General features: G+C 54.1%; 23 protein-coding genes and 1 tRNA gene. 13 read left to right on the top strand and 11 right to left on the bottom strand.

What is annotated here, in order from left to right; translation table 11 throughout:
• Window positions 1-10: 10 nt before the first annotated feature.
• From cpcA to psbZ, 10 genes are all read left to right on the top strand, one after another.
• Window positions 11-499, top strand: a complete 489-nt coding sequence (gene cpcA, locus M0644_RS03495; RefSeq protein WP_149818203.1) for a phycocyanin subunit alpha — start codon at window positions 11-13, stop codon at window positions 497-499.
• Between the two features lie 113 nt (window positions 500-612).
• Window positions 613-1,476, top strand: a complete 864-nt coding sequence (locus tag M0644_RS03490) for a phycobilisome linker polypeptide (RefSeq protein WP_149818201.1) — start codon at window positions 613-615, stop codon at window positions 1,474-1,476.
• A 43-nt stretch (window positions 1,477-1,519) separates the two neighbouring features.
• Window positions 1,520-1,756 (top strand): phycobilisome linker polypeptide, encoded by a 237-nt coding sequence (locus M0644_RS03485; RefSeq protein WP_024124994.1) that lies wholly within the window; start codon window positions 1,520-1,522, stop codon window positions 1,754-1,756.
• 22 nt (window positions 1,757-1,778) lie between these two features.
• Entirely contained in the window at window positions 1,779-2,594 is an 816-nt protein-coding gene (locus M0644_RS03480; RefSeq protein ID WP_286626597.1) for a HEAT repeat domain-containing protein, read from the top strand.
• Window positions 2,591-3,232 carry a HEAT repeat domain-containing protein gene (locus tag M0644_RS03475; protein WP_225901515.1) on the top strand — a complete coding sequence of 214 codons (642 nt, stop codon included), beginning with the start codon at window positions 2,591-2,593 and terminating at the stop codon, window positions 3,230-3,232. The genes M0644_RS03480 and M0644_RS03475 overlap by 4 nt, the downstream gene beginning before the upstream one ends.
• Window positions 3,233-3,247: 15 nt before the next feature.
• On the top strand, window positions 3,248-4,081 hold the full coding sequence (locus M0644_RS03470; RefSeq protein ID WP_149818193.1) for a phycobilisome rod-core linker polypeptide: 834 nt from the start codon (window positions 3,248-3,250) through the stop codon (window positions 4,079-4,081).
• 3 nt (window positions 4,082-4,084) lie between these two features.
• Complete coding sequence (locus M0644_RS03465; RefSeq protein ID WP_149818191.1) at window positions 4,085-4,825, top strand: phycobilisome rod-core linker polypeptide; 741 nt, start codon at window positions 4,085-4,087, stop codon at window positions 4,823-4,825.
• Window positions 4,826-4,858: 33 nt separating this feature from the next.
• Window positions 4,859-5,614, top strand: a complete 756-nt coding sequence (locus M0644_RS03460; RefSeq protein WP_149818189.1) for a phycobilisome rod-core linker polypeptide — start codon at window positions 4,859-4,861, stop codon at window positions 5,612-5,614.
• Between the two features lie 131 nt (window positions 5,615-5,745).
• Window positions 5,746-6,600 carry a M23 family metallopeptidase gene (locus M0644_RS03455; protein WP_286626595.1) on the top strand — a complete coding sequence of 285 codons (855 nt, stop codon included), beginning with the start codon at window positions 5,746-5,748 and terminating at the stop codon, window positions 6,598-6,600.
• A 116-nt stretch (window positions 6,601-6,716) separates the two neighbouring features.
• Window positions 6,717-6,905, top strand: coding sequence for a photosystem II reaction center protein PsbZ (gene psbZ / locus M0644_RS03450; protein ID WP_149818185.1), 189 nt, complete (start codon window positions 6,717-6,719; stop codon window positions 6,903-6,905).
• On the opposite strand, the gene M0644_RS03445 is transcribed toward psbZ, so the two are convergent.
• The 5 genes from M0644_RS03445 to M0644_RS03425 form a co-directional block, all read right to left on the bottom strand.
• Window positions 6,902-7,678 carry an RNA methyltransferase gene (locus M0644_RS03445; protein ID WP_190278304.1) on the bottom strand — a complete coding sequence of 259 codons (777 nt, stop codon included), beginning with the start codon at window positions 7,676-7,678 and terminating at the stop codon, window positions 6,902-6,904. The two genes, psbZ and M0644_RS03445, sit on opposite strands and share 4 nt — an antisense overlap.
• Window positions 7,678-8,370, bottom strand: a complete 693-nt coding sequence (locus tag M0644_RS03440) for a type 1 glutamine amidotransferase (RefSeq protein ID WP_286626594.1) — start codon at window positions 8,368-8,370, stop codon at window positions 7,678-7,680. Before M0644_RS03440 ends, M0644_RS03445 begins: the two co-directional genes overlap by 1 nt.
• Window positions 8,371-8,378: 8 nt before the next feature.
• Window positions 8,379-8,849 carry a CAAD domain-containing protein gene (locus M0644_RS03435; RefSeq protein WP_286626593.1) on the bottom strand — a complete coding sequence of 157 codons (471 nt, stop codon included), beginning with the start codon at window positions 8,847-8,849 and terminating at the stop codon, window positions 8,379-8,381.
• Between the two features lie 129 nt (window positions 8,850-8,978).
• Window positions 8,979-10,415 carry a circularly permuted type 2 ATP-grasp protein gene (locus M0644_RS03430; protein WP_149818177.1) on the bottom strand — a complete coding sequence of 479 codons (1,437 nt, stop codon included), beginning with the start codon at window positions 10,413-10,415 and terminating at the stop codon, window positions 8,979-8,981.
• Between the two features lie 25 nt (window positions 10,416-10,440).
• Window positions 10,441-10,668, bottom strand: coding sequence for a hypothetical protein (locus M0644_RS03425; protein WP_024125006.1), 228 nt, complete (start codon window positions 10,666-10,668; stop codon window positions 10,441-10,443).
• Window positions 10,669-10,926: 258 nt separating this feature from the next.
• On the opposite strand from M0644_RS03425, the gene ffh reads away from it, so the two are divergent.
• Window positions 10,927-12,336: a signal recognition particle protein gene (gene ffh, locus M0644_RS03420; protein WP_286626592.1), complete on the top strand. Its 1,410-nt coding sequence runs from the start codon at window positions 10,927-10,929 to the stop codon at window positions 12,334-12,336.
• A gap of 12 nt (window positions 12,337-12,348) precedes the next feature.
• Here the strand turns inward: ffh and M0644_RS03415 are convergent, their stop codons facing one another.
• The 3 genes from M0644_RS03415 to M0644_RS03405 form a co-directional block, all read right to left on the bottom strand.
• Window positions 12,349-13,938 carry a glycoside hydrolase family 57 protein gene (locus tag M0644_RS03415; RefSeq protein ID WP_149818172.1) on the bottom strand — a complete coding sequence of 530 codons (1,590 nt, stop codon included), beginning with the start codon at window positions 13,936-13,938 and terminating at the stop codon, window positions 12,349-12,351.
• Window positions 13,939-14,157: 219 nt separating this feature from the next.
• Window positions 14,158-15,096 (bottom strand): cobalamin-binding protein, encoded by a 939-nt coding sequence (locus M0644_RS03410; protein WP_286626590.1) that lies wholly within the window; start codon window positions 15,094-15,096, stop codon window positions 14,158-14,160.
• A gap of 11 nt (window positions 15,097-15,107) precedes the next feature.
• Window positions 15,108-15,180, bottom strand: a tRNA-Phe gene (locus M0644_RS03405).
• Window positions 15,181-15,349: 169 nt separating this feature from the next.
• Here M0644_RS03405 and M0644_RS03400 point away from each other — a divergent pair.
• The gene (locus M0644_RS03400) at window positions 15,350-16,984 is read left to right on the top strand and encodes an alpha-D-glucose phosphate-specific phosphoglucomutase (protein WP_286626588.1); all 1,635 of its coding nucleotides are present in this window, start codon (window positions 15,350-15,352) and stop codon (window positions 16,982-16,984) included.
• 5 nt (window positions 16,985-16,989) lie between these two features.
• Window positions 16,990-18,303, top strand: coding sequence for an exonuclease subunit SbcD (gene sbcD, locus M0644_RS03395; RefSeq protein ID WP_190278194.1), 1,314 nt, complete (start codon window positions 16,990-16,992; stop codon window positions 18,301-18,303).
• 489 nt (window positions 18,304-18,792) lie between these two features.
• Here sbcD and M0644_RS03390 read toward each other — a convergent pair whose 3' ends face one another.
• The 3 genes from M0644_RS03390 to M0644_RS03380 are packed head-to-tail and all read right to left on the bottom strand — an operon-like array spanning window position 18,793 to window position 23,844.
• A complete protein-coding gene (locus tag M0644_RS03390) occupies window positions 18,793-21,219 on the bottom strand; it encodes a CHAT domain-containing protein (protein WP_286626587.1) in 2,427 nt (808 codons plus the stop codon).
• Window positions 21,220-21,249: 30 nt separating this feature from the next.
• Window positions 21,250-22,632, bottom strand: a complete 1,383-nt coding sequence (locus M0644_RS03385; RefSeq protein ID WP_286626586.1) for a DUF1822 family protein — start codon at window positions 22,630-22,632, stop codon at window positions 21,250-21,252.
• Window positions 22,633-22,686: 54 nt separating this feature from the next.
• Window positions 22,687-23,844: a sigma-70 family RNA polymerase sigma factor gene (locus M0644_RS03380; protein WP_286626585.1), complete on the bottom strand. Its 1,158-nt coding sequence runs from the start codon at window positions 23,842-23,844 to the stop codon at window positions 22,687-22,689.
• Between the last annotated feature and the right edge of the window lie 67 nt (window positions 23,845-23,911).

Raw genomic sequence — 23,911 nt, 5'->3', positions numbered from 1 at the left:
TATTTTATCCATGAAAACGCCGATTACTGAAGCCATTGCCGCCGCCGATACCCAAGGTCGTTTCCTTAGCAACACCGAGCTGCAAGCGGTTGACGGTCGCTTCAAGCGCGCTGTGGCCAGCATGGAAGCTGCTCGCGCCCTGACCAACAATGCTCAGAGTCTGATTGACGGCGCAGCCCAAGCGGTGTACCAAAAATTCCCCTACACCACCACCATGCAAGGCTCTCAATATGCCTCGACCCCCGAAGGCAAAGCCAAGTGCGCCCGTGACATCGGCTACTACCTGCGGATGGTGACCTACTGCCTCGTTGCCGGTGGCACTGGTCCCATGGATGAGTACCTCATCGCTGGCTTGTCTGAAATCAACAGCACGTTTGATCTCTCCCCAAGCTGGTATGTGGAAGCTCTGAAATACATCAAAGCCAATCATGGCTTGACGGGCCAAGCTGCGGTGGAAGCCAACGCCTACATCGACTACGCCATTAACGCCCTCAGCTAATAGGCGTTTCCCTTCATTGCCCGGTGAGGTAAGCAGATGTTGTCGGCGTTGGGCTGACCCTTTGTTTACAACACCGGGCTTGTTTGTACCCTCGATATTTAGGAGTTTGTACCGTGGCTATTACTGCTGCTGCTTCGCGCTTGGGTACCTCCGCCTTCAGTGATGCTCCGCGGGTGGAGCTGCGTGCCAACTGGAGCGAGGAAGATCTAGAGACTGTCATCCGTGCCGTTTACCGTCAGGTCTTGGGCAATGACTATGTCATGGCATCGGAGCGTTTGGTGAGTGCGGAGTCACTGTTGCGCAATGGCAAAATTACCGTGCGGGAGTTTGTGCGCGCAGTGGCCAAGTCGGAACTATACAAAGAGAAGTTTCTCTACGGCAATTTTCAAACCCGTGTCATTGAACTGAACTATAAGCATTTGTTGGGGCGGGCACCCTACGACGAGTCGGAAGTAATCTTCCATTTGGATCTCTACGAAAATGAGGGCTTTGATGCCGACATTGACTCCTACATTGATTCCCCCGAATACACCGATAGCTTTGGGGATTGGGTCGTGCCCTATTACCGTGGCTTTAATAGCCAGCCGGGTCAGAAAACAGTGGGCTTTAACCGCATGTTCCGTCTCTATCGTGGCTATGCCAATAGCGATCGCGCCCAAGCAGAAGGCAGCATGTCCCGTTTAGCGCGGGATCTGGCTACCAACAGTCCCAATACGGTGGTGCCGCCTTCGAGTAGCGATACGGCCTTTGCCTACTACACCCCCAGTGCCGATGTGCCCCCACGGGCTTGCTTGGGTGGTTCCTTTGGTGAAAGTGGCCGCGTCTATCGCATTGAAGTGGCGGGCATTCGCCAACCGGGCTATCCGGGGGTGCGCCGCAGCAGTACCGCCTTCTTGGTGCCCTATGAGCAACTGTCGAGCAAAATGCAGCAGCTTCAGCGCACGGGTGCTCGCATTGTCAGTGTCAATCCTGCCTAGGAATGTTTGTTTAGCGTCCTTTTGAGATTGGGAGTCAGGTGTCATGTTTGGTCAAACTGCGTCTGGAAGTGCTGCCCTTAGCCCCTCCGGCGCTCGCGTTTTCCGCTACGAGGTTGTGGGTCTGCGTCAAAACGAAGAAACTGACAAAATGGGGTTTCCGATTCGGCGCAGCGGTAGCACCTTTATTACGGTGCCCTATAGCCGCATGAATGAAGAGATGCAGCGCATTACCCGCATGGGGGGCAAAATCGTTTCCATTACCCCCGTCGTCGCCTCCTAATTGGCTGAGGTCTGGAGAGGGAATGACGGCGGTCTCTGAACCGGTACAACTGACGGTTCCCCAAATGCTGGCGCAGCTTCAGGGGACGGATACCAGTCTCCGCTACTATGCGGCGTGGTGGCTGGGGAAGTTTGGCCTAGAAACGGCAACGGCAGCGGAGCGGCAGGCCATTGTCAGCGCTTTGATGATGGCTTTAGCCGATGAGGCCGATCGCACAGAATTGGGGGGCTACCCTCTGCGACGAAATGCCGCCCGTGCCTTGGGCAAGTTGGGCGATCGCCAAGCCGTACCGGCGTTAATTGAGTGCTTGCGCTGCGAGGATTTTTATGTCCGTGAGGCGGCGGCCATTGCCCTTGGTCAGTTGGGAGATCCCCAAGCGATCGCGCCCCTGCAATCGCTCCTAGAAGGGGGTGTGGCAATGGCGCGGCTCGTCCCCGGGCGCCCGCATCTGGTGCAGCCGGTGGAAGCTGTGATTGAAAGCTTGGGTCACCTTGGTGCCACTGAAGCCATTGCCCTGATTGAGCCATTCTTGGCCCATGAAATGCCGCGAGTCCAATTTGCCGCTGCGCGGGCACTTTTTCAGCTCACGGGAGCGGCCGAGTATGGCGATCGCCTGCTGGCGGCTCTCAACAGTGAGGATGTGCAACTGCGGCGGACAGCGCTTCTGGATTTGGGAGCGATGGGCTATCTACCCGCAGCAGAGGCTATTTTGCAGGCGGGTGTTGAAGCGAGCTTCAAGCTCATTGCCCTCCACGGCATCCTCAGCCAGCAACTGCGGCAGGCCGCCCCAGCCGAACAGACCCTCTCCCTCTTTCAAGGATTGGATCAACTGCTGTGAGTGATCTCCATCCCTATATCCATGCCGTTGAGACCGCCACCTCTGCTCCTGCCCTATGCGAGGCGGTGGTTCAGCTTGCCCAGCAAAAAGACACCGCTGCCATTCCCACGCTGATTGCGGTTTTGGGGTACAACAACCCCGCTGCTGCCCAAGCCGCTGTGGCAGGCCTCATTGCCCTTGGGGATGCTGTCGTGGAGCCGCTGTTGGCACAGTTGGATGGATACAACTACGGTGCCCGTGCCTATGGGGTGCGAGTTTTGGGAAGCATTGGTCATCCTGCCGCCCTACGGGTCTTATTGGCTGCCGCGCAGTCGGATTTTGCCCCCAGTGTTCGTCGCGCCGCCACAAAGGCCTTAGGAACGCTCCGCTGGCAGTTAATCCCTGAAGAGACGGCAAGAGAGGCTCAATTAAGGGAAGCACTCACAGTTCTTCAACGCAACAGTGAAGCAGCGGATTGGGCGGTTCGCTATGCCGTGGGTGTTGCCCTCGATCATCTGCATCAGCAGGCGGCTGCTCGTGCCCTTCGGGAAGCGGTGCGTTTCCTCCTCAATCATTTGAGCGATCGCGACCCCGACATTGTTGTGCGTTCCCGTTGTCAACTTGCCCTCCAGAGGGACTCTCTGTCCATGCACACCTAAAAGGATTGGAAAGTTATGTCGTTACCCTTGCTGGCTGTGAAGCCCAGAACCCTTGACCAGCGGGTGGTCAGTTATGAAGTCCCCGCCGAGGATGATCCCGTCATCTACCGCCTCACCGATGCCACCGATGCCGCAGACGTGGATGCCCTGATTTGGGCAGCCTATCGCCAAATTTTCAGCGAGCACCTGATTTTGGCCTCCTACCGTCAGCCCTTCCTAGAATCCCAACTGCGCAATCGTGCCATTTCCGTACAGGATTTTATCCGTGGCTTGGGTAAGTCCGAGGTCTATCGCGAGCAAGTGGCAGCCGTCAATTCCAATTACCGCCTCGTGGATGTCTCCTTCAAGCGATTCCTTGGCCGCCCCACCTATGGCCAGCAGGAGCAGATTGCTTGGTCAATTATTTTAGCCACCCGTGGCCTAGAAGGATTTATTGATGCCTTGGTGGACAGCGACGAGTACCAGCAAAACTTTGGTGCCGATATTGTCCCCTACCAACGGCGGCGGCGCATGGCGCGTCCTTTTAACCTCGTTAATCCCCGCTACAGCGACTACTGGCGCAACAAGGAAATGTCCCTGAGTGGTCGTTCTTACTATCAAGTGCGCTACTACACCGCAGGGCCACTGGACAAGCAAATTATCCGCGGCGCGATTCCAGCCAACTTCCTCTCTATGGCGCGTTCAATTGTGGTGCCTACCCTCGATACTCAACGCCATGTGGCACGGGCCACCTCCAGTTTGGTGACGGTTCCCAACACCGCCCAAGAGCGGGATTTGCCGCCGACACCGGTCAAACCTGTGCCCGTTGCGTTGCCCTATCGTTATTTGCCCTCTCAACCAAAGGTGTAAGCCATGACGATTCCCTTGCTGAGCTATGCCCCTAGTTCCCAAAATCAGCGGGTACCGGGCTATGAAGTGCCCAATGAAGACACCCCTTGGCGCTATTCCCTTGAGGATGCAGTGGATCAGTCGGATATTGATGAACTGATTTGGGCAGCCTATCGCCAAGTGTTTAGTGAACACGTTGTCCTCAAGAGTACCCGCCAGCCCCATTTGGAGTCCCAACTAGCCAATCGTGCCATTTCGGTACGGGATTTTATTCGCGGCTTGGCCAAATCGGAGACATTCCGTCGCTTGGTGGTGGAGACGAACTCCAACTATCGCTTGGTGGAAATTGCCCTGAAGCGGCTCCTTGGGCGTGCCCCTTACAACAAAGATGAAGAACTGGCGTGGTCCATTCGCATTGCCACCGACGGTTGGCAGAAATTTGTCGATACCCTTGTAGACAGTGACGAATATACGCAAAACTTTGGCGATAACACCGTGCCCTACCAGCGTCGTCGCTATAAAGATCGCCCCTTTAATCTGGTGACCCCTCGCTATGGTGACTACTGGCGCGATAAGTTAGAGAACAGTCGCTACAAGTGGGGCGACATTCGCAACTTCTTGGAGATGGCACGATCGGTCAAGGTGACGCCTGTGCAGTTCAAACCAGTGTCCACGGCCAATGTGCAAATCCCCGATACCACGCGGCGCGATCGCCCGACTGTACCGGCGTCGATCAACCCGACGGCGACCTTTCCGCTGCGCTAGCTATTGTTTCACTCTTTGACTTGGGAGAGATCCATGGACTTACCTCTACTCACCTACAAACCCACGACTCAAAACCACCGCGTCGCTAGCTTTGGAACTGCCGATCAAAACGAAGATACCCCCTATATCTATCGTCTTGAGGATGCGGCCTCCTACGCGGAAATCCGCGAGGTGATTTGGGCCTGCTATCGGCAGGTGTTTAGTGAGCATGCCACCTTGGCCTTTAACCGTCAAATCACCTTGGAATCCCAATTAGTGAACCGAGTGATTACGGTGCGGGACTTCATTCGCGGTCTGGCCAAATCAGAGCGCTTCTACAATACGGTGGTGGCTGTGAACGACAACTACCGTTTGGTGGATGTTTGCCTGCGGCGGTTCTTGGGGCGCAGTGCCTACAACGAAGAGGAAAAAATTGCTTGGTCAATTAAAATCGGCACTCTTGGCTTCTATGGCTTTGTCGATGCCCTCCTCGACAGTGAGGAATACACCAATGCCTTTGGTGACTTTACGGTGCCCTACCAGCGCAAGCGGATGGAGGGACGTCCCTTTAACCTCGTGACGCCGCGCTATGGCTTTGAATACCGCGACAAAGTCGGCACCACTACCACGGATTGGCGGTTTACGCTGGAGAAATTCTACGATCGCAAGTTCCAAGAGCGGCGGCTACCGGAGGGCGACCCCCGCAAATACCGCAATTTGGCAGCAGCGATCGCGCCCAAGACTCGCTATGCCCAGCAGTTGCGTGCCGCTGATATTGACTACTTGGCCAAGGTGCCCCGCCGGCGTTAAATTACGCTCAACGATGCTTTAATCATCTGGCCGTCGGTAAATTTACTGGCGGCTTTTTCTCATTCGTTCCTGCTTGGAACCCCAGTGCATTTTTGCGTGTCCAATCTAGAGGCTCATTGTTTCTTGCCGCTATGCGCGATCGCCTTCTCCCGTGGCTAGTACCTGCCATTATCACTACCACCATTCTGCCCGCCAGTAGTCAAGTTACGATTCCAATTACGGTCACCGTCAGTCCCGGTCGCGCTGTTTTGGGAGATACGCTGGCCATTGTGGTCAACGCTGCAGAACAACCCACAGTCGAGGTGGCGGGCAAAGCCCTGCCGGTCTTCTCCATTGGGCCACAGCAATGGCGTGCGTTTGTGGCCACAACACCACTACAGACCCCCGGCCGTCGTTCATTGGTGGTTCGCTCAGGAAATGAAACCCGCAATCTGTTGCTGTGGGTGGGCGATCGCTCCTTTCCTGTGCAAAGTATTTGGCTCCCACCGGGCAAAGACTCCTCAGGAACGGATTTGGAATTTGATCGCGTGGATGCCTTTAAGGCACTGGTCACCCCCGAAAGACTCTGGCAAGGTGCCTTTCGCCGCCCCAACAGTGGCCCTGTGACCACACCCTACGGCGTGCGGCGGTACTACAACGGGGTTTTTGCCAAGGACTACTTCCATCGTGGTTTGGACTATGCAGGCCCCAAGGGATCACCCGTAGTAGCGGCGCAGCGGGGGCGAGTGGCCTTAGTGGGGCGAGAATCCCAAGGATTTCTCATCCATGGCAACACGATCGGTATTGATCATGGGCAGGGGGTGCTGACGATTTACCTGCACCTCGATCAAATCCGCGTTCAAGAGGGACAAATGGTTGAGGCAGGACAAGTCATTGGTACGGTTGGCAATACGGGTGCCTCCACAGGACCCCATTTACATTGGGGACTCTACGTTAATGGCGAGTGCGTTGATCCGCGATCGTGGCTGGCTCAGGGCTGGCAATAGTTGCGATATAACTCGCTGCTGAGCCTAGTTTAGGGTCAAGAAATGGGGGATAATGCTAGTTCAGAGGTAGCCGCTTCGCTACCATTGCCGCTGATAAGATTTGGGAGTTAGCAACAATGACGATTCTCTTTCAACTGGCTCTTGCTGCCCTTGTCGTCCTCTCCTTTGTGATGGTGGTGGCTGTGCCAGTGGCCTACGCCTCGCCCCAAGACTGGGATCGCTCAAAGCAGTTAATTTTCCTTGGCTCTGGGCTATGGATTGCCCTAGTGCTGGTGGTAGGCGTTCTCAACTTTTTTGTGGTTTAGTTCAGCCAGCGTTGGCGATAGACTTCGTACAAGAGCACTGCTGTGGCGATCGCCACATTGAGGGATTCAACATTTGGCTCCTGAGGAATCCGCAGTGCCGTAAACGTGAGATCTTGGTAGGCCGGGGGTAACCCTTGGCCTTCATTTCCCATGACCAGTAAGGTCGGTTGACGAAAATCCGCTTGCCAATAGATCAGTGGCGCGGTTGGTAATGTGACGACTATTTGCCATCCTTGGGCTTGGTAGGCTTTGAGAGTTGCCAAACCATCGCTAACAGTTTGCATCGGTAGGCGAAACCACTGGCCGGCACTGGCACGCAACACTTTTGGATGGGTCATGTCCACACAATCGGGGGTCAACAATAGCCCCTCAACACCTACGGCGGCAGCGGTACGAATAATCGTTCCCAAGTTGCCCGGATCCTGAAGCGTGACTAAGCACAGACCTAAACGCTGGAGTGGCAAGGTAGGAAGGGGTGTATAGTCGGCAACAGCAACGACGCCATCGGGAGTGGTTGTCGTACAGAGGGCAGTCAGTACCTCTTCACTGACTTCAACGGCGCGATCGCTCCTATGGACAACCTGCTGCCAAAATGTTGGCGATTGCTTTGCTTGCCAAGCGCTGGTATAGCAAACCACCGATAAGCGATAGCCGGCTGCCAGTGCCTCTTGGAGCAAATGAGTCCCCTCTAAAAGCAAGTGCCCTTGGCGATATTTACGGTGGTGCAGCCTACGGATCGAGCGCACCAAGGGATTCTGCCGACTGGTAATGATCACGACTGAATCCAGCGCTCAAGTAAACGTTCCAGATAGGGAGTCAAGAGTGCGGTTTGCGCGGCTTGAGCTTGAATCTCTGTGGCGGATTGAATGTAAGGGCCGGGGACTAGCTCGTGCTGACAGTGCTGAATCAACTCCCCAAGGCTAGCGGGGGTCACTTCTAAGTGAAACTGAAGACCAACAATGCGATCGCCCCACAAGAATCCTTGCTGCGGACAGGCGGCACTTTTGGCGAGGGGCATCGCATCCGGAGGGAGGCTAAACATCTCCCCATGCCAATGCAGCACCGTCAGTTGGGGTGGCCAATCCTGAAACCAAGGATGCGCTTGGGCGGCTGCTGTCAGTTCAATGGGAAACCAGCCGATTTCCTTCGTGGGTGCTGGGGTGACCTCTGCCCCTAGGACTTGTGCCAAGAGCTGAGCACCAAGACAAATCCCGAAAATGGGTAACCCGTTGGCGATCGCTTGGCGCAAAAAGGCCTTTTCAGCCCCTAGCCACGGATAAACAGCCTCATCGTGTACCCCCATAGGGCCGCCCATCACAATCAGCGCATCCACCTCCGTCAATGCGGGTAGCGGCTCGCCCGCATAGAGATGACTGCCTTGCCAATCAAAACCACGGGCGATCGCCCACTGCGCAATGTGGGCGGGGGTCTCAAAGGGCACGTGCTGGAGGTAGTGCAGCCGCATGAATCCCCTTAGGAAGAACTGCCGCCTTCGTTGCCAAGGATACGGGATTTGTACTCGTTCACCTTTTGGCCAAACTCACGGCGACCGGACTCAAAGAGGACATACCGATAGAGAAACCAACAAGTGTAGCCAAAGCCTACGAGTTCACAGGTCGGGCCTAGGAGGGGAATGGCATTCACTACTTCCAAAATGGCAACCGCGAGTGCCACAAAGGGAACAGTGGCGAGAATGATGAGGAGGGTGCGCAGGGGCTGCTTGTATTCGCCCAGAAATGCACTAACCTGATCGGGGAAGACCGTGAGGAGCCAATAGAGTTTTTCACGAGCCTGTTGCCACTGTTCATCCGTGAGACCGCCCACCTTCGGCGGTGCTGGCTGAGACTCTACTTCCGCTAAGGGTGCTGGTGCCGGCGTTGGTTCAAAAATAGGCTTTTCCGTATGGGCGGTTTCTGTGGTTGGGGATGTCTCAAATTCATTCATGCGCTTAAGTTCCTTCAGTACCTCAGCAAGTTTAGGCTAAGTTCACCGATCAGCGTTGGCTAATAGCTAATAATTGTTTAACATAGGTGGTGCCTTACCGCTAGCATCCCCTGTCCCCAAAAGACGGCTCTAATCATTAAGCACCCACGTATCCTTGCTCCCGCCCCCTTGGGAAGAATTCACCACCAATGAGCCACGCTTCATCGCCACCCGCGTCAGACCACCGGGATGGACATAAATTTCCTTACCGTACAGGATATAGGGGCGTAAGTCCACATGGCAGCCGACAATTTCATCCCCCAGCAGGGTGGGCACGCGCGACAGCGAAAGGGTGGGCTGGGCAATGTAGTTGCGGGGATTGGCTTTGATGCGCTCTGCAAATTCTGCCCGCTGCTCAGCCGTGGCTTGACAACCAATGAGCATGCCATAGCCGCCGGACTCGTTGGCAGATTTCACCACGAGGGAATCGAGGTTCTTGAGCACATGATCTAACTGTTCTGGCTCCCAACACAGGTAGGTGGGCACATTGGGCAGTAGGGGTTCCTCACCGAGATAATAGCGAATCATTTGCGGCACATAGGCATAAATTACCTTGTCATCGGCCACGCCAGTTCCGAGGGCATTGGCGATCGCCACCCGCCCTTGGCGATAAACCTCCATCAGACCCCTGACCCCCAGCATCGAATCAGGACGAAATACCGCTGGATCAATGAAGTCATCATCAATGCGGCGATAGACCACATCCACGCGCTTCAGACCCTTGGTTGTGCGCATTTGTAGGTAACCATCGGCCACCACCAGATCCCGCCCTTCCACAAGCGTTACCCCCATTTGCTGAGCAAGGAAGGAATGCTCAAAATAGGCGGAATTGTACATCCCCGGCGTCAGTACCACCACGGTCGCATCCGGTAGGCCGGGGGGCGCAAGGTTCAGCAGCGTTTCTAGGAGATGGCTGGGGTACTCGTCCACAGGTTGAATGTGCAGTTCTTTGAAGACAAGGGGAAACGTGCTTTTCATCACGCGGCGGTTTTCCAGCACATAGGAGACCCCCGAAGGGCAGCGCAGGTTATCTTCTAGGACATAGAAGGTGCCATCGCGATCGCGCACTAAGTCGGTACCCGTAATATGGCACCAAATGCCCCCCGGCGGCTTCAGGTCATGGCAGGGACGCAGATAGCCCTTGGCCGACTCAATGAGTTGCCGTGGGATGACACCATCCTTAATAATTTTTTGCTCACCATAGACATCCGCAATAAATGTATTGAGCGCCGCAATCCGTTGCTTGAGACCCCGTTCAAGGGCTTGCCACTCTTGGGCGGGAATGACCCGCGGCAGAATATCAAAGGGCATGATCCGCTCGGTGCCCTCGGCAGCACCATAGACCGTGAATGTGGCGCCAATGTTAAACATCACCTGTTGGGCGGTTTTTTGGCGCTGTTGCAGTTCTCCCGCTGGCAGCGATCGCACCCCTTGTAACAGCGGTTCAATAAAAGATCGTGGTTGGCCTTTGGCTAGAAACCACTCGTCGTAAAAGTCTTCCGGATCGTAGTTCTCAAATTCCAGCATTGATATTCCTTGGTGGCGATTTCCCTCAATGGTCTTGCTCGAGAGGAGTCGGCAAATCTGACACCGCCACTAAATGAAACCCCATTTGACAGCGAAAGTGTTGACATCCCGCTTCGGCAGTACTCCCTAGAGGCGCCCCACAACGGAGCTGACCCTCCTGCCAGCGGGGTTGGCCTTGGCGATCAGCAAACAAGCAGGATTGACACACAGACTGTGACGGTAAAATCTGATTTTGGGTGAGGATCACAAGCATTGGACACCTCCCGCCGATCAGAGCCTTTAATAGGCCGTCTTTATAGAACCTGATAAAAGTAAAGACTCTAACCCTAATGTTTTTATCTTACCGTGAAAGCCTAGGGGATACGGTTGACGACCACTGCTAACTTTGCTACAAATTGCAACTCGCAGCCCCTTGCTTAAATCGGCAGCCAAGACGGTATGGGGAAGACGGTTTGCTACGATAGATACTCTAAGATCAATGAAATTCTTGTTGCCCCTTGAGCTGTAATCCATGTTTGACGCCCTTGCCGAACGCCTTGAATCTGCTTGGAAAACCCTACGGGGTCAAGACAAAATTACCGAAAACAACATCCAAGAAGCTCTTAGGGAAGTGCGCCGTGCCCTGTTAGAGGCCGATGTCAACCTCCAAGTCGCTAAAGACTTTATTGAAAATGTGCGTCAGCGGGCGATCGGTGCTGAGGTCATTGCCGGGGTTCGTCCCGATCAGCAATTTATCAAAATTGTTTACGATGCCCTTGTTGAGGTCATGGGGGAATCCCACAGTCCCCTTGCTCACGTGGAGCCACCCCCCACGATTATTCTCATGGCCGGTTTACAGGGAACGGGGAAAACCACCGCCACAGCAAAGCTCGCCCTGCACCTGCGCAAAGAACGCCGCAGCACCCTCTTGGTGGCCACCGATGTCTATCGTCCCGCTGCGATTGATCAGTTGATTACTCTTGGCAAGCAAATTGACGTGCCCGTGTTTGAGATGGGTACAGAAGTTAGCCCCGTGGAAATTGCTCGCCAAGGGGTGGCCAAAGCCAAGGAACTCAGTGTAGATACCGTGATTATTGACACAGCCGGGCGCTTACAAATTGATGCCGAGATGATGGCAGAACTAGCGGCCATCAAGGAAGCGGTCCAACCCCACGAAACTCTCCTCGTGGTGGATGCAATGACGGGACAAGAGGCAGCCAACCTCACCCGTGCCTTCCATGAGCAGGTGGGGATTACGGGTGCCATTCTCACCAAACTGGATGGGGATACACGCGGCGGTGCAGCTCTTTCAGTGCGACAGGTGTCAGGACAGCCAATTAAGTTTATTGGTGTTGGTGAAAAAGTCGAGGCTCTCCAACCTTTCTATCCCGATCGCTTGGCCTCTCGCATCTTGGGGATGGGGGATGTCCTCACCCTTGTCGAAAAAGCCCAAGAGGAAGTGGACTTGGCCGATGCCGAAAAAATGTCCCGCAAAATCCTCGAAGCCCAGTTTGACTTTGATGACTTCCTCAAGCAACTGCGCCTCCTAAAAAATATGGGTTCCCTTGCGGGAATTATGAAGCTCATCCCCGGCATGAATAAAATTTCAACGGAGCAACTCCAGCAGGGCGAAGTACAACTCAAACGGGCGGAAGCAATGATTAACTCCATGACCCGCGAAGAGCGCCGCAATCCTGAACTTCTCGCTAGCTCCCCCAGTCGCCGTGAACGGGTTGCCAAAGGTTCTGGTTATCAAGTGGCCGATGTGACAAAGTTGGTCAGCGATTTCCAGCGGATGCGATCGCTGATGCAGCAGATGGGTCAAGGGGGCTTTCCGGGAATGGGGATGCCGGGTATGAACCCAATGGGTCGAGGGGGTCGTGCTCAGGCTCCCAAAAAGCCCAAGAAGCAAAAGAAACGCAAAGGCTTTGGCGTTCTTTAAACACTGCCCCAATTACAAGGGGCGATAGACCCGATAGTTAATGTGGGGAAAGATATTGTCAATAGCTTCCACTTTTTCCAGCCAACCCGCATCAATTTTTTGTGCCTTGATGTCATCATAAAGCTTGTGGAAGCGCATCAAGTGGCTACGGGTGCGGCGAACCGCATAGGGTACCATCGTTCCCGTCCGCATAATAAAAGCCCAGTCTGAGGATTGGGCAAGGAGTAATTCCCGTGCCGCTTGGTTGAGGGCACGCCAACTCAATTCATCCCACGGCTCCCCCTTGGCCAGTTCAATCATCCGTTCAGCAGCCTTATGGAGGTGGGGGTAAATCCAAGCATTGGTGTCATTCAGCCAGTATTCATGGAAGCCCTTGTAGCCCCAACTGGACTGGGACGGACGGCACACCTGCTGGGTGGGATGGGCGCGCAGATAGTCTGCCAAGTGGGTCATGGCAAAGGTGTCTTGGTCAAACCAGACCTTGCGGAAGAGAAAGTCAAGGAACCAAGGCCCTTCATACCACCAGTGGCCATAGAGTTCAGCATCGTAGGGAGAGACCACAATTGGCGGACGCTGCATTAGGTGGTGCAAGTAGCGAATTTGATTTTCGCGGTTAAACATGAAATTGGCAGCGTGCTCAGCCGCCTTTTCCCGTGCCCAATAGGGGTCGTAGAGTTGCTTGTCCCCTAAACCAAGACCGCGCCCGGTAATTTTGTGGTACTTAATCCCCGTATTTTTGCGTTGGCCATTGGGCATGATGTAGGGCTTGATGTATTCGTACTCCGCTTCCCACCCCAAGTCCTTGTAGAACTCACGGTATTCAGGCGCCCCCGGATAGCCCACCTCTGACGACCACACCTGCTGGGAGGATTCATGATCACGGCCAAAGGCAGCCACCCCAGTTTCGGTGAAAATAGGCGCATAGGTGCCAAAGCGAGGCCGCGGACGGGCATAGAGAATACCATGGCCATCAGTAATGAAATAGCGCAAACCCGCATCGGCCAGCATTCGCTCTAGGCCTTCGTAATAGGCGCATTCTGGCAGCCAAATGCCCTTGGGCGGGCGGCCAAAGGTTTGTTCATAGTGCTCACAGGCCACTTGCAGTTGTGCCCACACCGCTTGGGGATACATTTTCATGAGGGGCAGGTAGCCGTGGGTGGCACCACAGGTAATGATTTCAAGGTTATTGGTGTCTTGAAACTGCTTAAAGGCCTTGACGAGGTCGCGATCGTAGTTTTCCCATGTCTGCCGTACGCGGTTGAATTCTTGGGCATAGTGCTCGGCAAGGTAGCGGATGTGGCCATTGTAGGTATTGCGCTCTACCTCTAGTTCTGCCAGTTCCTCTAGTTTTGCCAAGTGCTGATCGTAGCGTTCCTGAAGTAGCGGATCCCGCAGCATTGAAATTAATGGCGGCGTCATACTCATGGTGATTTTGAAGTCCACGCCGTCACGCTTTAGCCCCTCAAACATCCAGATCAGGGGCACATAAGTTTCGGTAATTGCCTCAAAGAGCCACTCTTCTTCTAAAACGTAGTCACTCTCGGGGTGGCGGACAAAGGGGAGGTGAGCATGCAAAACCAGCGCTAAATAACCAATTGCCATAGGAAGCTTGCCTATTTATGTATTTGGGACAACGGCAGGGGATCAATGAGATCAGTTGAGTTTCCCTCATCTTAGGCGAAATAGCCAAATCTGCAACGGGTAATTTTTATCTTTTCTTCAGATTTACCGTTGGTGCCATCCTCCTGCGATTGATGGCGCGTACAGCTGCCCTTTGCTGAAATAGGGGATAGGAAATCAAATCCTTGCCGGCACTGGCTTTCACAGCTGTGAGCGTGTGCCATCCTTGGGAAAAGGGCTGTAGGGTTGCCAACCCATGCCTTGAAATTTTGGTTCTTGGGGTGGGTGGAGAATCTCGACAAGAATTTCAAGGGAATCCACTAAGCGGGGGCCGGGGCGGTTGAAATAGGCGTTGCCATCAACAATGTACAGTTGACCTGTTTGCAGGGCACGCAATTGCTGCCACTGGGGATAAGTGTGCAAGGCTTGGTCAAGTTCTTGACGGCTGCGTTCGAGGTCAAAGCCACAGGGCATGACAATGATCACCTCCGGGTCGATCGCCAGAAGTGTTGACCACTCAATGTAGGGGGAATGTTTTCCTGCTGTACCGAGGACATTTTCACCCCCCGCGAGGGCAATCAATTCCGGTACCCAATTGCCACTGGCCATGAGGGGGTCAATCCATTCAATGGTCGCGACTTGCCGCCGCGGGCGATCGCTCACCCATGCTTGACAGGCATGAATTCTGGTGTGTAGCGAATTCAGTAGGGGGTCGGGAGAGACACCGAGGGCAAGACCCACCCGCCGAATATCCTGCCAGACATCCTCAAGGCAATGGGGTTGGAGGGAAATTAACTGCGGTGGTGGCTCAAAGAGTCTGGCGATTGCCCCCTGCACCTCTGCAAAGGTTACAGCACAAACATCGCATTGATCTTGGGTAATGATGTGGGTCGGTTTTAGCGCTTGCAGGGTCGCCAGTTCCAAGTCATAAATGCCCAGAGCCGATCGCAGGAGGTCTTGAACCGCCCGATCAATTGCTAAACTTGACTGCTGTGCATCTAACCTTGCCCGTGTACAAACAGGCAATGTCTTCACCTCTGGCGGATAGTCACATTCATGGCTACGCCCCACAAGAAACGGTGTCAATTCTAGGGCAGCAACAATTTCTGTGGCACTCGGTAGGAGCGAAACGAGGCGCATCTTGTCGGCGATGCCAGGAGCCAGAATTGAACTGGCGACACGAGGATTTTCAGTCCTCTGCTCTACCAACTGAGCTATCCCGGCTTGAAAGTGCTTCATGATTCTAGCAAGCGTCTAGGTGCGATGACAAGTCTCTCAGAAAATCAATTAGGGCAAAGGCATACTATCGCATACTATATGGAAAGGTCTTGACCACGATTCTGGAGCCGACTAAGCTGCCCTTATAGTGACAGTCCCCTTGTGGAGCCTCCTAATGGGTATTCAAGTTGTTGCCACCACTCCCTTCAAGGATCAAAAACCCGGCACCTCTGGGTTGCGTAAGGCGGTACCTGTTTTCCAGCAGCCCCATTATCTGGAAAACTTTATCCAAGCGATTTTTGACACCATTGAGGCACCGCAGGGGCAAACCCTTGTCCTAGGGGGTGATGGCCGTTACTTCAATGCTGAGGCGATCCAAGTCATCCTCAAAATGGCTGCAGCCAATGGCTTTGCACGGGTCAAGGTGGGGCAAAATGGCATTCTCTCAACGCCGGCAGCCTCCTGTGTGATCCGCAAGTATGGGGCGATCGGTGGCATTATTCTCTCAGCCAGTCACAACCCCGCAGGGCCACAGGGAGATTTTGGCGTTAAGTTCAATATTGCCAATGGCGGGCCTGCGCCAGAGAAAGTTACCAACGCGATCTATGAGCGGAGCCTTGCCCTCACCAGCTACAAAATCTACACAGCCCCCGATGTGAATCTGCACACCCTTGGGGAGTTTCCCTTGGGTGAAATGATTGTTGAAGTCATTGACCCCGTCGCCGATTATCAAACATTGCTGGAGACTCTTTTTGACTTTGATCGTATTGCTGAGGTCATTCGCAATGGGAAGCTGCGCCTTGTCTTTGATGCCATGCACGCGGTTACGGGACCTTATGCCCATCGGATCATTGAAAAACGCCTAGGGGCACCCCAAGGCACGGTGCAAAATGGTGTGCCGCTACCGGACTTTGGTGGTGGTCATCCCGACCCCAATTTGGTCTATGCCCATGACTTGGTGCAGCAACTCTTTGGCGAGCAGGCTCCTGATTTTGGTGCGGCCTCCGATGGCGATGGCGATCGCAACATGATTTTGGGGGCACACTGTTTTGTTACCCCCAGTGATAGCCTAGCCATTCTGGCCGCCAATGCCCAACTGGTGCCCGGCTACAAAGACGGATTAGCGGGGATTGCCCGTTCCATGCCCACGAGTCAAGCGGCCGATCGCGTTGCGGCCAAGCTGGGTATTGACTGTTATGAAACCCCCACGGGCTGGAAGTTCTTTGGCAACCTCCTCGATGCCGGTAAAGCCACTCTCTGCGGTGAGGAAAGTTTTGGTACTGGCTCCAACCACGTGCGCGAGAAAGATGGCCTCTGGGCTGTGCTTTTTTGGTTGAATATCTTGGCCGTCCGCCAAACCTCCGTGGCCGAGATTGTCAAAGCCCACTGGCAGACCTATGGCCGCAACTACTACTCGCGTCATGACTACGAAGGCATTGAGAGCGATCGCGCCCACACCCTGATGAGCCAACTGGAGCAAAAACTGCCCAGCTTCGTGGGTCAGACCTTGGGTGCCTACACCGTGGCCACTGCCGATAACTTTAGCTACACCGATCCAGTGGATCACAGCGTCAGCCAAAATCAAGGGATGCGGCTGATTTTTGAGGATGGCAGTCGCATTGTCTATCGCCTATCGGGAACGGGAACCCAAGGGGCAACACTACGGGTCTATTTGGAGCGCTTTGAACCCAATCCTGCCCAGCAGCACCTCGATGCCCAAGTGGCACTCGCCGATTTAATTCAACTGGCCAATGAAGTGGCGAATATCAAAGGCTTAACGGGGCGCGATCGCCCCACGGTCATCACCTGATCGCTATGAAAATTCTCCATGTGTCCGATATTCACCTAGGCAGTGGCCTCAGTCATGGCCACATTAACCCGGCCACCGGCTTGAATACGCGCCTTGAGGATTTTATTGCTGCTCTGGCCACCTGTATTGACCGTGCCCTCAGTGAACCCGTTGATCTGGTGCTCTTTGGCGGTGATGCCTTTCCCGATGCCACGCCACCCCCTCTCGTCCATGAAGCCTTTGCCAGCCAATTTCGCCGCTTGGCCGATGCCCGCATTCCTACGGTTTTGCTGGTGGGCAACCACGATCAGCACGCCCAAGGACAGGGGGGCGCCAGCCTCAGTCTTTATCGCACCCTTGGGGTGCCCGGTTTTATCGTGGGCGATCGCTTGGCTACCCATCGCATTGAGACTCGCCGGGGTAGTGTTCAAGTCATTACCCTCCCTTGGTTAACGCGATCTACGCTCCTCACTCGGCCAGAAACCAGTGGCCTTTCCCTTGCGGATGTGCATCAACTGCTCCTAGAGCGGCTGCGCCTTGCCCTTGAGGGGGAAATTCGCCAACTTGATCCGGCCTTGCCCACTGTCTTACTTGCCCATGCCATGGTGGACACCGCCCAGTACGGCTCTGAACGCTATTTGAGTGCCGGCAAAGGTTTTACGATTCCCCTGAGTTTTTTGGCGCGCCCCTGCTTTGACTACGTTGCCCTTGGCCATGTGCATCGCCATCAAGTCCTGTGTCACGATCCACCCGTGGTCTATCCCGGCAGCATTGAGCGGGTGGATTTTGGTGAAGAGGGGGAAGAAAAGGGCTATGTCTTAGTGAACCTTGCTAAGGGCAAAACAGAATTTCAGTTTTGTCCCCTACCCACCCGCCCCTTCCGCACCATTCGTGTGGACTTAACCGAGGTGGAACTGGATCCCCAAGCCGCCCTCTTGGGGGCGATCGCCCGCGGGGAGATCAGCGGGGCTGTGGTGCGGGTCATGTATCAACTGCGCCCCGATCAAATTCCCCTGATCAACCTCCATGAACTGCAAAAAGCGCTTGAAAGTGCCCACAGCGTCAGCCTTCTGCCTCAACTGGTGAATAGCCAGCCCATTGCCCGCCTGCCAGAAGTTGCCCTCGAACAGTGCCTTGACCCCAGCCATGCTCTGCAACTCTATCTGGATCATCACCCTGACCTTGAACCGCTGCACCAAGATCTGCTAGCGGCACTCCAAACCCTTGATGACCACTCTGAAGAAGAGGGTCAAGACACTCCAGAGATGCCGCGATCGCCTGAAGGGCGCGCTGCGCGATCGCCCGAACCTGTGATTCAGCAACTGAAATTGCTCTCCTAATATCGCAATTATTTGATTTTTATTCACCACACTTGAAAACGAAATTAAGGCGAATCATTTACCCTTCGAAATTTTCCCCGGTGGCATTGGCGTGCGCACTGGCCTGCGAACATCACGGGAACCAGACTGATGCATCAGGACAATCCCTAATTCGATCAACGCTACTCCCGCAATTGGTGTTGAGGGCTGAGCAACTCTTCAACCTTGAGCACCCCCCTAAGCAGTGGTAACTTTTCTCAGAGGTTAGGGCGAAAGCCCATGGCTTGGAATCTGAGGGAGAGGGGGCAAGGGAGTGTGCGGCATCTTGGGCAAATTTTTTCTTCGAGCTTGTTGACATTTTTTCTCATCTGACTTAGGCTAAGTCTTAGTGTTCTCCTCTCTGAGGAATCGGCAGGCGGGGTCAGTCATTGCGACGACCCCATTTTTTCTTTAGTCGCTACGGTTGATCCTCAGAAAGCGCTCGATCTCACGCCCCTGCGGGGAAGTTAACTATTGCCAAAAATTTGCAAATTCTTGGTAGGGAATATGGCGGCTACAGTACCACAGCACGGTATAGGGAGCCATCAGGTAAGGTTCTTCTTGCGCCTTAAAAACCGCAATTTTCTGGCAAACCCATGGGATGACTGTAGTTGAGATGTAGGGGGTTAGGGGCTGCTGCAAGTCATCGAGAGCTGCTAGCCCATAGTAAAAGCCGAGAATATCTTGGGTTTCCTGTGCCTTGACCAAGAGCGATCGCAGGGTCGCCAACACAAGGGGATGCTCAGGGGAAATGCGGTGAAGGGCACGCACCGCCGCCATCAATGTTTCCAGATCGTAGGCCTGCTGCTCAATGATTAACTCAAGGGTGTCAATGGCTTGGGGATGATTCGGACTAACAAGGCCAAGGGCGCCGGCAAGGGCAATCTGGTGGGACTGCACCGTGGCCAAGCCCAAATAGCGCTCTAGTCGGCCAACAACCTCCCACTGCTGCACCCCCGCTTGGTGTAAACAGCGACTGGCAAGGATCACATCCTCTAGGTATGAGGAGTTACGAAAAATTTCTAGGGCAACATTGCTAGCTTCAACCGCCCAACGGCCTTTTGCCGTAATCAGAACAGAGGCGATCGCCAGTTTCAGGCGGTTAGACTGTTGGGGATAATGGAGCAGCCGCTGTAAAAACTGCTGTAGGCGCTCTCCCGTGGTGCTGTCCCAAACGCTCCTGACAAGCTTGGCATCTAGCTCCTTGAGAAATTGCTGACACTCCGCTAATAGTTCTTCGCGCACTTGGGGCTTGGTGTCTTGGCGTAAGGTATCCTCTAAAACTTGAAACGCTGTACTGAGGTGGCTGACATTGGGATATTGCTGCGCAATTAAAAAAGCGGCACGGACACGGGGGAGACCCCGCTGCTCCACCACCAAGGATTCCAAGTAAGGCAGCAGCTGTTGGCTAGAGATCCGCGCTAGAAGTTGCCGAGCCTCAGCCTCTAGGGCAGGAAAGAAAAAGGCCAGCTCCGGTTGCTGGGGAAAGCCGCCAGTGGTTTGTTGGACACCACAGGCCCAGTGGCTCATATTGGCAAGGGCGTGTTGGTAGTTTTGCTGCGGCGTTTGGTAATTCACCCCCTTGGGCATGACCGTTACCCAGCGACCCGGATCATCTTGCAGCGCTTGGGGTCTCAGTTGTGCCAGTTCCAATTGCCAGCGACACCAGTAGAGGAAGTTGGGGAATTCAGAAGCTTTTGACGAGGGGCGATCGCCCCCAGACACACCAACTGTAACAGCAGGGGCTTCTGATCGGCGTAAATGGTGCCAGTGTAGGCAGCGGGCTTGGGGATGGCGGCAAATTAAGGGAAGCGCTGATGTGCCCGGCAGATGATCATCGCAGCGACTCAGTTCGCGTAATTGCGATCGCGCTTGAGCTACAGCGGCATAGAGATCTGCACCGCCGTGAAAGTTCTGTAAAAAGTACTTCAAAAACAACTCAGCGGCAATATTCGGAACCGCTTCGCGCATCACGATCGCGTGGGGCAAGCCCAATTGAATCAAAAACTGTCCTAGGGGAATACTGTTGCAGGAATTAAAGATTGCCAGTTTTAGCCCCTGCGCCACTGCACGTTCAAGCGTGCGATAAAGTTCGCGAATCTCTAATGGTTCCTCTTCATTGTTGATAATAATGCCATTACCCTGACTATGCCCAGCAAAAAAGAGAATGTCCCAAGGCTGACACCACAGGGAATAGAGTTCACTTAATTGGGGCGATCGCAGGCAGTGGAGTTCGACATTGGGTAACGCCCTGAGAGCCTCAAGATCCCCCTTGAGATCAAGGTCGCCATTCGCGCCAAAAATTGCCAGAATCCGTACTCCCTCATGGTGCGCTGTCGAAGACTTCAGGGACTGATACACCATTGGTGAAAACACCACATCCAGATTGCTGTGTTGGCGAATCGGTGTCCAATCGTGCCATGGATAGTGCCACAGTTCAACAAAATCTGTCTGCACAGAAATGCGGTGAATCTCGTTCATCGGCGGCGGCAAGATAAAGTTGCCTAGGCCAAAAAATGAAGTCTGCTCCTTGGAAAGTGAAGTTTGCTCATTGATCTGTTCCTCGCAGAGATAACAGATGCGCGTATTGTGCAACCACGTGCCAAGGGTGGTCACAAGGTCAGTGTAGTTTTGCCGTACCTCTTTAAGGAGGGTGGGTTGCTGAGTACCAATGTTCGTAATCTGGTTACCGCTAGCCCCCAGACGAGTATTCTTCGCATAGCCGTGATAGGCGTCACGCCACTGCCGATAGCGGTGCGGAAGGTGAGGCATTGCTGGAAACTCTACAGGATACACCCCATAGGCATCCACTTGGCTTTCTGTCCCCAGTAATAGGCGACCCTTGAGGGAATGCTGCTCAAGGCAACCCCCGTAGATTTCGAGACAGACGTGTTTCATCGCAGCGGCAATCAAAAAGAGCCAATGCAGCTAGACAACAAAAGTTTCCGTGATCTTAGCATCTCCATAGGCCAATGTGATGCCAAAAGTTTCGCCAATTTGTCCCCAAAACTTGTACTGCACCGCTTGATCCTGCTGCCGACTAGTGACTTGGGCAAAGGTATTGCCATTGGCCTCAGTAATCATCAAAACCAAGTCTGGGGGCAACGTTTCACCTACCTTGAGGGCAGTGACGCGCACAAGAATATTGGCAGACATCGTATCTCGCGGCAGTACGGCCATGACCAAGCCGAAGGACTGTCCGCCGAGGGCAAGACCCAAGTCCACGGTACGAGTTTTCCACACCCCTGCTTCTGGGGCAGTGGCATCTTTAGCGTGGAGATATTCTGCCGCCAGCCAGCGCAATCCTTCATCGGCAGTGGTGGCAATCAGGTCTTTGAGGAGGGCAACCGCTTGGCGACAATCCTCCGTTGCCAAGGCTTGGCGTAATTGAGCTTGAGCTTGCATGGCTTCTAAGGTGTCATTGGAGCGCAATGCCCACTCTGGCGATGTCCAGCCCAGCTTCCAACTGAGATAGGGATTGATCATAGCGCCCTCCTCAAGCAGTTCCTGCACGTCTTGCCACACTTGACCCAACAGGTTGCTCACGCCCTTGGTCTTGGCATAAAGCCAGAGACTCAGCCGCTGCGGATGACAGGCCAAAAAGAGATCAAGGCGATGGCGAGGTTGCCCAATGATGTGCAGCCATTCCTCTAGGGGTAACACCAAGCGGGGCAAGAGAATCTCACCACTGGCAATTTGCTGAAGCGTGGCTGTGGGAATCGCAGTTGCGGCAGGTGATGGAACAGGGATGTGATGGCAGGCCGGCAAGGCAGCGAGGAGGGGCACATCTTCGATCATGTCCTCGCGATCGAGGGTGTAGGTACGGCTCAAGGCATCAATGGCAGAACGATTCACGCTGCTAGTCGGTGCATAGCCCCAGAGTCTGACTTGCGCTTCTTCGGCAAAGACTTGGACACCCAAGATGTAATCGGGTTTCCAAGCGGCAATGTGCAACCATTCCTGAGGAATGCGGCACTCGTCAAGCTCTATGGAAGTATCAGGCACAATCAACACTTGACCAATGGCGGTCTTCAGCAGGGTGCCGTTGACAAACTCCCAGAAGATGGGCAGTTCGACGGTGGAGAGGAAGGGGTCGGCACTGATGCCCATTGCTGCGAACCAGTCACGCACAGCTACATAGGCCATCGCATTTATTCGGACACTGCCACGACGGTAAGCGCGGGCAGCCGCTGTGATCTGCTCAATCCACTGGCGATCGCCACTATCTGCTAAATCAATGTGAACATGTTCCGTGTGCGCCATCGGTGGCGCATCTATGGCAGTGAGAAACGAAAGTGATAGCGATGTCATGGTTTCTTACCTAAGTACAACAACTCCCAAAAGTTCATACCGTTTACAAAACAGTCAAGATGCACCCTCATAACGACAGTGTTCTGCCATACCCACCCGACCACACCGTTGACAAGACGCTCTTAACACTTTATAGCCCCCCTTTAACCACAGATTGATAGCCACTGTTACCTCCTTAAGGCGTTGAGGATGCGTGGGTTGGTTAAGGCCTGCGAGTAGCACTTTCGCCAAATGACCACGAATCCGCTCTAGGACGCGAGACACTTGATATTGTTTTGGAAAACCTAAGCGCTGGGCAATTTCTTGTTGGCTGACCTGCTCGCAATAGTACAGACAAAACACCTGACGACTGGTGTCATCCAGTGCTGCAATCGCATTTTTCATCATTTCAAAGACCCGTTTAAGGGTTTCCTGTTCTTCCTGTTTCAGGGTTGCTTCCCAAGGCGTATTTCCTCCTTCTAGGGTGTCCCAAAACCTTTGCTCAGCAGGATTCACCACCTGTGGTTGTTGATAGGCACGCAAGGCGTCGATCGCTTCGTGGAGCAGGGTTTTAACTTCGCTAGGGGTTACAGCGGGGAGATCAGGACAACATTGACGATAGGTTTTAGCCACCTGAGCCAACAGTGCCTGATCGGGAGCAGTGGTCTGATCCGCCAACTCCTGCCACAATTTGACAAGGGCACAGATTTGACGAACGCGATCTTCTGTGTATCCTTGGTTCTTCAGGGCTGCGGAAAGAGAACGGGAACCGCTGTGTTTGAGTAGGCCCCAATCTGATTTCCGAACCCCCACCAGCGCAGCATACACACCGTCATAGATACGGCGATAGGCATAGGTGGATAGCCGCGTACCCCGCTCGGGCTTAAATTTGCTCAATAACTTGAGGGGATCATTAGTGAGACAGCAAGCCTGCTGAAAACAGTCACTGACCTGATGCATCCCGCCCAGTTTCTCCCGCAGGGTCATGGCTACAGACCAACTAGTTTCTTGGAGATAGCAAAATAGACCCCGCCGCCAGTACTGGGCATCATCATGGTTCGGCTGACTCTGGAATTTTTGGAGGAGGAAGACAGCCGTCGGCTCCGGCTCCTCGAGGTTGTACCCCGCTGCTGTGAAGTAGGCCTGTAGTTGGCGATCGCAATACCAGCGCGGGCGATCGGAACCGTCAAATTGGAGCAAAGCAATGAGTTTATCGCAGGGTTGGCGTGTCATCAATCGTTCTCACTAGATATCAATCAAAGGACAACCGTACGGAGAAACGTGACTGCCTGCTTTATTC

This window comes from Thermosynechococcus sp. B1, from assembly GCF_030322985.1.
GTDB lineage: Bacteria > Cyanobacteriota > Cyanobacteriia > Thermosynechococcales > Thermosynechococcaceae > Thermosynechococcus.
Note: the sequence above shows the minus strand (reverse complement) of the source record. Positions and strands in the feature narration are given on the sequence as shown.